This is a genomic window from Pseudomonas sp. FBCC-B1565, assembly GCF_059133265.1.
In genome coordinates this window covers 4,577,983-4,590,017 of the sequence record NZ_CP101438.1, presented here as the reverse complement: position 1 = coordinate 4,590,017, position 12,035 = coordinate 4,577,983, and the positions used below count along the sequence as shown (strand labels likewise).

10 protein-coding genes are annotated in these 12,035 nt (G+C 62.3%); 3 read left to right on the top strand and 7 right to left on the bottom strand.

The genetic code is table 11. The annotated features are described in order from the left end of the window. Window positions 1–44: 44 nt before the first annotated feature. Window positions 45–1,706: a M24 family metallopeptidase gene (locus NL123_RS21130; RefSeq protein ID WP_494356275.1), complete on the top strand. Its 1,662-nt coding sequence runs from the start codon at window positions 45–47 to the stop codon at window positions 1,704–1,706. Between the two features lie 31 nt (window positions 1,707–1,737). Here NL123_RS21130 and NL123_RS21125 read toward each other — a convergent pair whose 3' ends face one another. From NL123_RS21125 to NL123_RS21100, 6 genes are all read right to left on the bottom strand, one after another. Beyond that, on the bottom strand, window positions 1,738–3,477 hold the full coding sequence (locus NL123_RS21125; protein WP_494356274.1) for a dipeptidase: 1,740 nt from the start codon (window positions 3,475–3,477) through the stop codon (window positions 1,738–1,740). A gap of 95 nt (window positions 3,478–3,572) precedes the next feature. Continuing rightward, window positions 3,573–4,790: a phospholipase D-like domain-containing protein gene (locus NL123_RS21120; protein WP_494356273.1), complete on the bottom strand. Its 1,218-nt coding sequence runs from the start codon at window positions 4,788–4,790 to the stop codon at window positions 3,573–3,575. Window positions 4,791–4,840: 50 nt separating this feature from the next. Then, a complete protein-coding gene (locus NL123_RS21115) occupies window positions 4,841–5,488 on the bottom strand; it encodes a MotA/TolQ/ExbB proton channel family protein (RefSeq protein WP_494356272.1) in 648 nt (215 codons plus the stop codon). 17 nt (window positions 5,489–5,505) lie between these two features. Beyond that, window positions 5,506–7,788, bottom strand: a complete 2,283-nt coding sequence (locus tag NL123_RS21110) for a TonB-dependent receptor (RefSeq protein ID WP_248487316.1) — start codon at window positions 7,786–7,788, stop codon at window positions 5,506–5,508. 24 nt (window positions 7,789–7,812) lie between these two features. Further along, on the bottom strand, window positions 7,813–8,541 hold the full coding sequence (locus NL123_RS21105; RefSeq protein ID WP_248487317.1) for an energy transducer TonB family protein: 729 nt from the start codon (window positions 8,539–8,541) through the stop codon (window positions 7,813–7,815). A gap of 2 nt (window positions 8,542–8,543) precedes the next feature. Continuing rightward, the gene (locus NL123_RS21100; protein ID WP_005786670.1) at window positions 8,544–8,951 is read right to left on the bottom strand and encodes an ExbD/TolR family protein; all 408 of its coding nucleotides are present in this window, start codon (window positions 8,949–8,951) and stop codon (window positions 8,544–8,546) included. Between the two features lie 190 nt (window positions 8,952–9,141). Between NL123_RS21100 and NL123_RS21095 the strand changes: the two genes are divergently transcribed. Both NL123_RS21095 and NL123_RS21090 read left to right on the top strand, forming a co-directional pair. Further along, on the top strand, window positions 9,142–9,696 hold the full coding sequence (locus tag NL123_RS21095; RefSeq protein ID WP_248487318.1) for a GNAT family N-acetyltransferase: 555 nt from the start codon (window positions 9,142–9,144) through the stop codon (window positions 9,694–9,696). Next, window positions 9,693–11,267, top strand: a complete 1,575-nt coding sequence (locus NL123_RS21090; protein ID WP_494356271.1) for an alkaline phosphatase D family protein — start codon at window positions 9,693–9,695, stop codon at window positions 11,265–11,267. The genes NL123_RS21095 and NL123_RS21090 overlap by 4 nt, the downstream gene beginning before the upstream one ends. Window positions 11,268–11,355: 88 nt before the next feature. Here the strand turns inward: NL123_RS21090 and NL123_RS21085 are convergent, their stop codons facing one another. Next, the gene (locus tag NL123_RS21085) at window positions 11,356–11,982 is read right to left on the bottom strand and encodes an alanyl-tRNA editing protein (RefSeq protein ID WP_248487322.1); all 627 of its coding nucleotides are present in this window, start codon (window positions 11,980–11,982) and stop codon (window positions 11,356–11,358) included. Between the last annotated feature and the right edge of the window lie 53 nt (window positions 11,983–12,035).

The window sequence follows — 12,035 nt, the reverse complement described above, 5'->3', positions numbered from 1 at the left end:
TAGTCTAGCGCAACAATCAAGCCTCACTCACCCCCGAGGTTGTTATGCACACACGTCATGTCATCGAACTGTCCCCCTCGGGGAAAACCTTTGCGGCCGGTGACGAACTGTTGCTGGATGCGATGCTTGCCAGCGGTCTGTCGGTGCCGTTCTCCTGCCGGCGCGGTGCCTGTGGGTCGTGCAAGGTGGTCGTGGCCGAAGGGGAGTACCGGGCCAAGACCCTTGCGCCGGACGCACCGGCGCCATGCTATCCATTGGCCGCCAATGAAATGCTGTTATGCCAGAGTCATGCCTGCGGCGACATGCGCCTGGAAATTCCTGGCTGGTCGCTGGATACGCCGACGCTGGTGGTCGAGGCACAGGTCGTGAGCAAGCGCGCGCTGGCTCCAGACATCGTTGAGCTGGTGCTGATGCCGGACATGCCATTGGCGGCACGGGAGGGCCAGTACCTCAAGTTCCGTCTGGTCGACGGCGACTCGCGGTGCTTCTCGATCGCCAACCTGCCGGCCGACGACGATGGGCGCCTGGTCTTCCACATTCGCCGGGTCAGCGGCGGGTTGTTTTCCGAGGTCCTCCTGGACGACTTGCACGCTGGCGATCTGGTGCAACTGGAGGGGCCTTTTGGTGCCTGCACCTGGCAGGACCATGACGATGCGCCCGTGGTCCTGTTCGCCACGGGCACTGGCTACGCCGGCATCAAGCCGATCCTGCTGAGCGCCTTGAAGTGCAATGTCGAGGTGACGTTGTACTGGGGTGGCGCGCAGCCGGCGGACTTTTACGACCGTGCGTTCCTGGACCAGTCAGTCATCGACCATCCGCGTTTTCACTGGCACCCGGTGCTGGCGTCGCAGGGGCGGGTGCAGGAGGTTGCGCTGGGCCACGGGCATCACTGGGATGCCGCCCAGGTGTATGCGTGCGGCAATGGTGCAATGATCCGCCAGGTCCGCGAGCAGTGCCTCGACGCGGGCGTGCCGGCTCACCGGTTTGTCGCCGAAGCCTTTGTGCCCAGCGGTGGCGCAGGTGCGCAAGCGCCTTCACCCGCGTTCGACCCGATCTGGGAAAAGGTCGGCCCCCGTTACTCGTTTGATGGCATGCTGGCGGCCCGTGACCAATCCATCCGCGCCCTGGCGGCCATTGCCAGCCGGCTGCGGGTGGGCATGACTACCGGCGAAGCCCTCGACATGGCCGCCGCACAACTGCAGGCGATGGGCGCATCACACACCTGGCACCCGACCTATATCCGCTTTGGCGCCGACACGGTCCGCCCACCCCGCGAAGGGATCGACCGCCAGCGCAGGCTGCGCGCCAGCGATATCGTCGTGATTGACCTGGGCCCGGTGTGGGACGGCTACGAGGGCGACTATGGCGATACCTTTGTGTTCGGTGACGCGCCGCTGCACCTGGCGTGCACGACCGCGCTGCACGAAGTGTTCGACGAGACCCGCGACGCCTGGTTGCGAGGCCTCACCGGTCGCGAACTGTATGACTTCGCCGAGCAGAGCGCCGTGGCAAAAGGCTGGAGGCTGGCGCGCAATCTCGCAGGGCATCGCCTCGCGGACTTCCCCCACGCGTTGTTCGAGAACAAGGAGTTGGCGGATCTGGACATCCCGCCGAGTGAAATGGCCTGGGTGCTGGAAATCCAGCTGTGCCATCCCACGGAACCGGTCGGTGGATTTTTCGAGGATATGTTGATGCTGCAAGCCTGAAGAGCCCGCCATTGCGGCGGGCTCCTTAACATCAGAGCTTCGGCAGTTGGCCGATACGGCCCATCATTTCGGTGACGATCTGCAGGTCGAGCAGGAACTGGTCGACGGTCTTGAACTCGCCGTCGGTGTGCCCGGTGTACTTCACTTCCGGGCGCGCCAGGCCGAATTGCACGCCGTTGGGCAGTTCATGCACCGAGGTTGCGCCGGCTGAGGTGCCGAACTTGTGCTCCATGCCGAGGTTTTCCGTGGCGACTGCCAGCAAGGCCTTGACCCACTCACCTTCCGGATTGCGGTACATCGGCTCGGCCACCGAGTAGGTGAAGCCCACCTTGACCTTGGTTTTCTTGTCCCAGGCGCTCAGTTTGTCGGCGATTTCGGCCTTGAGTTTCTCTGGCGACTTGCCCTTCGGCACCCGCAGGTTCACCGCCAGCTTGAAGGCTTTGTCATCCAGGCCGACAAAGGTCAGCGAAGTGGTCAGCGGCCCCATGAACTCATCGGAGAAGCCCACGCCCAACTTGCCGCCCAGGTAGTCCAGGCCCCAGTTGTCGGCTGCATACCGCGCCGCATCGGTGATGTGGTTGTGCTTGAGGGCGATCTTGCCGTCGACGCCGTGGATCAGCTCCAGCATGCGCGCCACCGGGTTGACCCCGGACTCCGGCTCGGAGGAGTGAGCGGACACGCCGGTGACGGTCAGCTTGACGTCTTTGCCGTCGACCTTGGCGGCCACTGCAAAATCGCCGCCGTTGCGCTTGGCGTATTCGCTGCCGGCCTTTTGCAGGCTGGCGGCCAACTCGGCAGGTTTGTCGCTGACGAAGGTCGCCACCGACGCCGACGGAATCTGGTTGGTAGCCATGCCGCCGGTCATCGCGATGATTTCCGCGCCTTTGCCTTCACCCTTGCGCCGTGGGAACGTCGCCATCACCGTGCCGTAGCCTTTCTCGGCGATCACCACCGGATAACCGCCATCCAGCGCGAGGTTGTACTGCGGTGTCGGGTTCTTTTCGAAGTAGTAGGGGATCGCGTCGCCGGAGGTCTCTTCGGTGGTGTCGACCAGCAGCTTGAAATTGCGCGCCAGTGGCAGCTTTTCTTCCTTGATCACCTTCATGGCATACATCGCCACGACGATGCCGTTCTTGTCATCTTCGGTGCCACGACCGTACATGCGGTCGCCGATCAGCGTGACCTTGAACGGGTCGAGTTTGGTGCCATCTTTGAGCACCCAATTTTCCGGCGTCACCGGCACCACATCGGCGTGGGCGTGGATACCGACGACTTCGTCGCCACTGCCTTCCAGGGAAATCTCGTACACGCGGTTGTCGACGTTGCGGAAGTTCAGGTTGAAGGCCTTGGCCAGGTCCTGGAGCTTGCCGGCGATCTTGATGAATTCCGGGTTCTTGTACTGCGGCAGGCCGTCGACGTTGAAGGTCGGGATTTCCACCAGTTCGCGCAGGGTTTCGAGGGCGGCTTTGCCGTACTTCACCCGAGTGTAGATGCCCAGCAGGCGATTGATTTCGTTCTGCTGGTCGGCGCTCAGGGGTTTGTTGTCGAGGAAGGCATTGATTGCCGGGCCGACGTCGCTGGTCTTGCCCAGGTCGCCTTTAGCCAGCGCGCCGAGGAAACCGCGAAAATCGGTGACGGACGTTTCGTTGAAGTTCTTGAGAATCGCCGTGCTTTGCTCGGGCGTGATGTTGGCGAAGGCGGGGCAGGTAACCGCCGACAGGCTCGCCGCAAACAGGGTGGCAGCCGCCAATTGCTTGAGTGGAAAGTGCATGGAGAGACGCATTCCTTTGCAGGTAGTGAGTAGGAGGTTTCTGATCGATCTGTCAGAAACATTTCCACACACTACCATTAGTCAGGTGCCTCCGGTCAATGCTGGCCAGGATGGGGCTCGGGGTACTCCTCAGTCACATCCAAGGCTCTGGCGTAGGGCCCATCCCACAACTGCTCATGCAATTGCCCGACACGCTTGGCCATCGCTTCGTTGTGCATCACCACTTCCAGGTTGCGCGAATTATCCAGGTAGCCACCCAGCCAATTGCTGGTGCCGACCCACGCGACCTGGCCGTCGATCTCCATGGTCTTGCTGTGGATCACCCGCGCATACGGGATAAAGCCTTGTTTGGCCTCGGGCAGCGTCACGATCTTGATCTGCACATTGGGCAGCACGGCCAGGCTCTTGAGGTAGGGCAGTTCCAGCTTGTCGGTGTTCCAGTTGGACACCATCAGCTTGATCGACACCCCACGCGCCGCCGCAGCGCGTACGGCGTTGTCGATCACCGCGTAGTACGGGCGCGTTCTATCCGGGCCGTAGGACAACGGCGCGTAGTCCAGCAATTGCACGCGCACTTCCTGCTTGGCTTCGCTCAACAGGCGCGGCAGCTCCAGCTGTGAGTCGCCCACGCCGGGCGGGTTGTAGCGCTGCGGGCTGGCGACCAGGTAGTTGCCGGTGCGCGGTGCCTCCTTGCCAGCAACGGGCAGCGGCACCGGCTGGTTGTCGGTCAAGGCCTGCTGGGCGTTCCAGTCCTGGTCAAAGATGGCCTGCACTTGGCCCACGACCGTTGCATCGGTGATACGCAGCCCGGTTTCGTGAATGTGTTCCAGCGAGCGCCAATCGAAATTCTGGCTGCCGACAAACGCCTGCTTGCCATCCACCACCAGGTATTTGGCGTGGATGATCCCGCCACTCACACGGGCGTAGGGCAAGACGCGAAAGGTCAGGTTGGGGATCGCGCGCAGGCGTTCCAGGGTGGAGGCCTCCGACAACTTGATGCCTTTTTCTTCGAGCAAAAAGCGAATCTTCACACCGCGTTTGCCGGCGGCTTCCAGGCGCTCGATCACGCGGTCCATCACCGAACCGGGGTGATCGGCGGCGTAGAACTGGCCGATATCGATGCGGCTTTTGGCGCCGTCGAACAGCTCGCTCCAGACCGGGCCGGGCTGGCGCAGGTCGTCGGTGTCGAGGGCGCTGTCCACCGGTACGGTGTGCACCAGTTCAAACCCCGGAATCGAAAAGTCCGCCTGGGTCAGCGGACTGAGGAGCAAGCCGGCAAGGCCGGCGATACGCAATTTCAAGGAGGCGGACATAACACTCTCTTCACTGATGTAGTGAGCGGGCAAGCCCGCTCACCACAGGTTTATGCGGTGCGGCTGTGCAGTGGCGTCGGTACCAAGTGCGGCACTTCATTCTGCACGCGGGCACCGGTGGCAGCGCGGATCAGCAGGATCTTCAGCTGGTCGTTGATGCGCTCCAGGCTGTCCTGGAAGAAGTTGTGGAACACCACGCAGAACAGCGCGATGGCGATCCCCAGGCCGGTGGCGAACAGGGCCGTGCCGATGCCGCCGGAGATCTGCCCTGGGTCGGACACGCCCGCCGTCGCCAGCGCCTTGAAGGTGTCGATGATGCCGAGGATGGTGCCCAGCAAGCCCAGCAGCGGCGCGGCGGTGGTGATGGTTTCGATGATCCACAGGCTGCGGGCCAGCGGCGCGCGGGTGGTCAGGTACTGGGTCTCGATGACGTCATCCAGGTCCTTGCGCGAACCTTGCGAGGCTTTCTGTGCCAGCACCGGCAAGACCATGCTCAGCGGCAGGCTGTCACGACGGCTCAGGCTTTCCGGCAGGTCGCGTTCGCTGTGCACGTTGGCGCCGAGCACCTCGGTCAGCGCGCGGGCCTGGCGGCGTACATACGCGAAGTAAATCCCGCGCTCGATGGTGATGAAGATCGCGATGGCCATCGCGGCATACATCACATAGAAGGTGATGTCGTGGAGCAGGTTCATGTCCATGTTCACTTACCTCGCAATTAGAAATTGGCTTCCAGGGAAACCGTCACGGTGCGTTCCAGGCCCACGATGTAGGCCGGGTCGCCGTCGCGGAAACCGCCGTAGGTGGCCGCGTTGGTCTTGGTGGTGTACACGCCGTCCAGGTACTTCTTGTCGAACAGGTTGTCGACGTTCAGGCGCAGGGTCGCGTCCTTGACCACTTTCTTGTCCACTGGCAGGTAGATACCGGCGCCGGCGTTGAATACGGTGCGCCCGGAGATCGCTTCGTCGTTGGTCAGGTCGCCGTAGAGCTTGCTGGTGTACTTGCCGCCGAAAGTGCCGTAGAAGCGGCCGTCGTCGTAGCCGATGTTGGCGGCCAGCATGTTTTTCGGCACGTTGGCGAACTGCTTGCCGCTGGTGGGCAATACGATCGCTTTGCCGGCGTTGTACACGGTCAGGTCGTCTTGCTGCTCGGCCTTGGTGTAGGTGTAGGAGGTGTAGTAGTTGAAGTGATTGGGCAGCAGGCCGCTCCACTCCAGTTCCAGGCCGCTGTTGTTGACGGAGCCGGCGTTGATGTCGGCGAAGTCGCCGTTGATATCGCGCGACGACACCTGGCGATCCTTGAACTGCATGTAGAACAAGGTGGCGGCCACGGTCATGTCTTCATCGGTGTAGCGCCAGCCCAGTTCGTGGTTCCAGCTGGTTTCCGGCTTGGCGTCGATGGAGCCTGCGCCCTTGTCGTACAGCACGTAGTTCTGCGGGATGCGCATGTTGCGCGACAGGCTGTAGAACACCTGGTCGCGTTCATCCACCTGGTATTTGAGGCCGGCGTTGGGCAGCAGTTTGTTGTAGGTCTGGTTACGTTTTTCTGCTTGCTCGGTGAGGCTGCCATGGTTGGTGCCGTCACGCTTGACGTTCATATAGGCCAGGCCGCCGATCAGGGTCCAGTCCGAGTTGATGTACCAGGTGTCCTGGGCCCAGACCTTCTGCGCCGGGGTGATGGTGAAGCGGTCGCGGCCCTGGATGGTGTTGCCATTGGCATCCACCACCGCCTCGTTGGAGTCCGGCCAGGTATCGACCGGCTTGCCATTGGCCTTGAGCGGAATGAACGGCTGGGTCTGGCTCTGGCGCGCGCGTTCGTACCAGTAGCCCACTTGCACGCTGTGATCGCCCAGGTCCCAGTTCAGTTTGGTGGTGATGCCCGGACGCCAGGTCTGGGTGCGCGAAGGGCGGTAGTACACGCCGCTGTTCGGGGTGCCGTCGGCGTTGTATTGGGCGCCGGTGGGCAGGTTGCCCAGGTCGAACACGCCGCCCTGGTTCGAGCCGCGGTTGAGGGCATAGCTGGACGAGCCGACGCCGCTGCCGTTACCCCAGTAGTAGTACGGGATCACCGACAGCGCGAGGTTGTCGGCCAGTTTGAACTGGGTGTTGAGCACGGCGGTGAACGTCTGGAACGGGTTCTGCGCCAGGGCGTAATAACTGTTGTACTTGCCGTTGCTACCCACGGTGGGCGTGGCGGGGTAAGGGTCGTACTTGCGGCCGTTCTGCTGGAACTGCGCCTTGGTCAGTTGGCTGTAACTGTTGTTGTCCTGCTCATGGTACTTGAGGATCAGGTTGGCGGTGTTGCCATCGCCGGCATCGAAGAAGCTGTTCCACTCGACTTTGTCCGCACGCACGGCGCCCGAACCGCGCCACATCTGGCCTTCGGTGTGGGAGGCCGACAGCCAGTTGCTCAGGCCGTTGATCTCGCCGGTGTTGAGGCGGGCGAAGGTCTTGCGGGTGGCGTTGCTGCCCATGACCTGTTTGACGAACGCACCGGTTTCCTTGGTCGGTCGGATGGTCACGATGCCGATGTTGCCGCCGCTGGAGCCGATGTGCGGGCCGTCGGCTTCCGAGGAACCCTGGGTGACGAAGATCTGGTCGATGTTTTCCGGGTCGCCCAGCAGGTTGGAGTACAGCGCGTAGTTGCCGGAATCGTTGATCGGCATGCCGTCCACCGACATCCCCACCTGGTCGGAGTTGAGGCCGCGCATGGTGAAGCGAAAGCCCGACAGGCCGGTGTTGTCTTCGCTGGAAATGTTCAAGCCCGGGGTGTACTTGAGCTTGTCCACCGCGTTGCCGGTGGCGGTCTGTTTATCCAGCGCTTCCTTGGTCACGGTGGAGCGGCCCTTGATGCTTTCTTCCTGCACCATGTAGCCGCCACCTGCCGTGGCCTTGCCCTGAACCCCAATAGTCCCGACGTCACTGTCGCGGGTGTCGGCCATGACCATTCCATGGCCCATGCTTGCGGCAACAAGTGCCAGATGAATCCGTGTGAACCTCATCTCTGTCGTCCTGGTGTCGGGTGCTTATTGCACGCTGTAGTTGAAGGTGGCGGTGAAGCGCTGCTCATTGCGGCCCCCGAAGGCTTGCTCGGGGAACGGCTTGACTTGCTTGATGCGACGCAAGCTGTTGGTGGCGGCCCGGTTGAGCAACATGCTCGAGGCCTGGGTTTGCAAGCCGGAGTCGAGGACCCGACCCTGGCGGTCGACCAGCAGCCAGATCACCACTTCGCCGCTCGGGCGTTCGAGGGAAGCCTGGCGTCCGGTGGGGTACTGCTTGTAGGTGTCCAACTCGTTGCGCAACCCCTTGAGGTAACCGCCTTCCAGCGCTTGGCCGTCGACCTTGGGCGGGGCGGGCGGCGCGGGTGTCGGTGCTGCCTGGGCCACAGGTGCCGGTGCCGGTTTGGCGGCGACCGGAGGTGGTGTCGGTACTGGCGTTGGCTTGGCCACCACGGGCTTGGGCACAGGTTTTGGCTTGGGCTCAGGCTTGGGTTTTGGCTGCGGCTTGGGCGGTGGCGGTGGCGGGGCTGGCTCGGCCTCTTCATCCTCGATCACCGGCGGTGGCGGCTCTTGTTCCACCACCGGTTCCGGGATCACTTCCGGCTCCGGCTCGACCAACGCCAGCTCGACGGCGGACTCGTCATACACCGGTTCGACCTTCAAGGTCTGGGACTGGATACCCAGTGCAATCAGCACCAGGGCGATCAGGGCCGGGACACTGCCCAGCAGCTGACGCGCACGAAACAATACGTACATGATCAGGACTTACGCGTGGCAATGGACACGGAGGTAAAGCCACCCAGACGCAGGGTGTCCATCACCTCCACCAGGCGCGAAACCTCGACGCCTTTGTCGCTGTTAACGATGATGGTCGACTTGGTGTCAGGCTTTTCGGCTGCCTTCAACGCCGGCACCAGCGCATCGACCGTGAGGTCCTTGCCATCCAGCTGCAACTGGCCTTCCAGGCCCAGGGTCAGGATGAATTTGTTCTGTGGCTTGAGCTGCTGCGAACTGCTGGCGCTCGGCAGCTGGGTCTTCATGCCGAGGGCCGGAATCACGTTCAGGCTCACGAGTACGAAAAACACCAGGAGGAACATCATCACGTCGATCATGGGGATCAGTTCGATGTGCGCCTTGCGTTTTTTCGGTTCGTCCCAGGTTCTCATTCCGCTACCCCGTTATTGAATTAGGGGCGACACGCTAACAACCAAAAATGACCGATTGGTTAACTTTAATTGACGGTTTTAGGGCTCTAGGACGCGTCTTTCAGATGACTCTTGAGTCATTTTTGTGACGTAACAGAATTGAAACCCGGCAGGGGCATTCTCAAAAACTTTACATCGAGGGCCCCCAGAGATGAGTAGCGAATTGCCATGTCTTTCCACCCCGCGGCTTCTATTGAGAGCACTGGAAAAGCACCAGGCCGAGACGTTGTGCACCCTCGCCAACGGGCCGAAGATCGCCGATAACACGGCGAGTATTCCGTCGCCCTATACCCTGCAAACGGCGCAGGATTTTATCGACGGCATGCAGGAGAAATTTCGCTCTGTGGGGTTGCTGAGCCTGGGCGTGCATGTGCGCGACAGCGGCGAACTGATCGGCATCGCCAGCCTGCGCATCAATGCGGCTCATCACTATGGACACCTTGGCGGCTGGACGGCGGCGGATGCACGCAACCTGGGGTATGCGACCGAGGCCGCGACCGCGTTGATGGACTACGGCTTTGGCGAACTTGGCCTGCACCGTGTGGGCAGCCAGTGTTTCAGTCGCAACAAGGAGTCGGCGCGGGTCATGGAGAAAATCGGCCTGCAGTACGAAGGCTGCATGCGTGGGGCGTTTCTCAAGAATGGGGTGCATGAAGACATGCTGGTGTTCGCCACCCTGCGTGAGGATTGGGAGTTTCGGCTGTGAGCGGCGACGTTGATCACGGTCGGCGCCGGGTCCTCGCCGGGCTGGCCGTTGCCACCACCTTTTCGATTCTCAGCCCGTTTGCGCGCAGTGCCGGGGTGGACTACCCGTTCACCTTGGGCGTGGCCTCCGGCGATCCATTGCCCGACGGGTTTGTGATCTGGACGCGCCTGGCGCCGCTGTTCAATGCCGCCGATGGCCGGGGTGGCTTGAGCCGCCCGGTGCCGGTGCGCTGGCGAGTCGCCCGCGATGCGGCGATGACCCGCGTGGTGCGCCAGGGCGAGGTCATCGCCACTGAGCGCTGGGGGCATTCGGTGCATGTGGAGGTGGCGGGCCTGGAGCCGGGCAGGCCGTACTGGTACCAGTTCGAAGGGCTCGGCGCGCAAAGCCCGGTGGGGCAGTCGCGCACGGCTCCGGCGGTGCATGCCATGGTGTCGGCACGCTTGGGGTTTGTCTCGTGCTCCCATTGGGAACGTGGCTATTTCAGTGCGTATCGCCACCTGGCGCAGGAGCAACCCGACCTGGTGTTTTTTCTCGGGGACTACATCTACGACAGTTCCTACGCGGCGGATTCCGGCAAGATCATTCGCCCCCATGGCAGCGGCAATGCCGTCAGCCTGAGCGACTACCGCAACCGTTATGCCTTGTACAAAACCGATCCGGATCTACAGGCCCTGCACGCTGCCGCACCGAGCGTGGCGACCTGGGACGATCACGAAGTGCAGAACGACTACGCCAACCGCTGGTCCCAGGACCCGAAGATCCCGGTGGGGCAATTTCTGCAGCAGCGGGCCGCGGCCTACCAGGCGTTTTACGAGCACATGCCACTGCGTGCCAGCAGCTTGCCGAAAGGGCCGGACATGCGCATTTATCGACGCATGGACTACGGTCGATTGGCGCGTTTCCATGTGCTGGACGGCCGACAGTACCGCTCCGAACAACCGTGCATTCTGGCGAATGGCAGTCACCAGGGGCATATCGCCGATAACCTCTGTCATGACTTGCGCGACCCAGGTCGCACCCTGCTCGGGTGGCAACAAGAAGCCTGGCTGGACCAGGGCTTTGCCCAGTCGACGGCGCAGTGGAACATCATTGCCCAGGACTTGCTGGTGGCGCCGTTGACCCAGCGCGACCTGACCAACCACAAACCGGGGCGCTGGACCGATGGTTGGGATGGCTACATGGCCAACCGTTCACGGATGCTGGCTTCCCTCGAGCGCAACCGGGTCAACAATCCAGTGTTCTGGGGCGGCGATATTCATTCGTTCTGGGTGACGGACTTGCATGCCGATGGCAACAACCCGGACTCGCCGGTGGTCGCCACGGAGTTCGTCGGTTCGTCGGTGACGTCTGACGGGCCGCCGTTTGAGGCGTTCAGCAAGATCCTGCCGCTTAACCCCCATGTGAAATTCTTTGACAGTCGTCAGCGAGGGTATGTGTCGGTGGAGGTGGAGGAGGGCAGGATGCTCACGCACTTGCGCGTGATTACCGACCCGCGTGATCCGGCGGCCACCGTGTCGACGCTGAAGTCGTTTGTGGTGGAGTCGGGGCGGGCGGGGGCGATAGCGGTGTAGGGAAGCGTTTGTGCTGGCTAGCCGGCTTTCTGTGGTGAGCGGGCTTGTTGTGGCAAGCCCGCTCACCACAAGGGTAAATGCGGCTGGTTCAAGCGATTTCGTAGCGTACCGACAATGCGCCCTTTTTCTCCGACAACGCCAGGATGGTGACCTGGCCCAGTTCACCCAAGGTCTGCACATGAGTGCCCCCACAGGCATAAGCAGGCAATTCGCCAAAGCCGACCTGGCGGGTGCCGTCTTCCAGGTTCATATGGCGAGGGTAGTCTGCGGCGATCCATTGGTTGACCTGTTGCTGGATCGTCTCGGCTTCCATGGCTCGCGCCGCTTCACCACGGATAAAGGTGATCTTGCCTTCGCCCGGCCAGTGATGAGCCTTGATCGGCATCCAGCCCAGGCTCTCGCCCACGTTGCCGATCAAGTGCCCGGCGGAATGCAGCCGGGTATGCAACGCCCGGCGCTGTTCATCGACCCGCGCGATGACGGGACCCGGCTCCAGCGGGCGGTCGACGTAGTGCACCATGCGATCGGCCTCTTGGATAACGCGCAGCACAGTGCTCTCGCCGAGCCAGCCGGTATCGAAGGGTTGCCCGCCGCCCTGTGGATGAAAAATCGTCGACTGCAGGATGACCGCGAACTGGTCCTCATGGGGCGTGCAACTCAGCACCTCCAGTTCGGCAGTCAGGTGGTCGTGGGTGAAAAACAGGCGTTCGGTCATGATCTACATCCGCATCAGGGTTCTGCGGGCAGTATAAATAGTGCGCGGATGGG

What these genes read in the sequence shown, in the direction of transcription:
- NL123_RS21100 (WP_005786670.1), bottom strand. Translation starts at nt 8,951, where the DNA reads ATGAGAACCTGGGACGAACCGAAAAAACGCAAGGCGCACATCGAACTG.
- NL123_RS21115 (WP_494356272.1), bottom strand. Translation starts at nt 5,488, where the DNA reads ATGGACATGAACCTGCTCCACGACATCACCTTCTATGTGATGTATGCC.
- NL123_RS21120 (WP_494356273.1), bottom strand. Translation starts at nt 4,790, where the DNA reads ATGTCCGCCTCCTTGAAATTGCGTATCGCCGGCCTTGCCGGCTTGCTC.
- NL123_RS21085 (WP_248487322.1), bottom strand. Translation starts at nt 11,982, where the DNA reads ATGACCGAACGCCTGTTTTTCACCCACGACCACCTGACTGCCGAACTG.
- NL123_RS21110 (WP_248487316.1), bottom strand. Translation starts at nt 7,788, where the DNA reads ATGAGGTTCACACGGATTCATCTGGCACTTGTTGCCGCAAGCATGGGC.
- NL123_RS21095 (WP_248487318.1), top strand. Translation starts at nt 9,142, where the DNA reads ATGAGTAGCGAATTGCCATGTCTTTCCACCCCGCGGCTTCTATTGAGA.
- NL123_RS21105 (WP_248487317.1), bottom strand. Translation starts at nt 8,541, where the DNA reads ATGTACGTATTGTTTCGTGCGCGTCAGCTGCTGGGCAGTGTCCCGGCC.
- NL123_RS21125 (WP_494356274.1), bottom strand. Translation starts at nt 3,477, where the DNA reads ATGCACTTTCCACTCAAGCAATTGGCGGCTGCCACCCTGTTTGCGGCG.
- NL123_RS21130 (WP_494356275.1), top strand. Translation starts at nt 45, where the DNA reads ATGCACACACGTCATGTCATCGAACTGTCCCCCTCGGGGAAAACCTTT.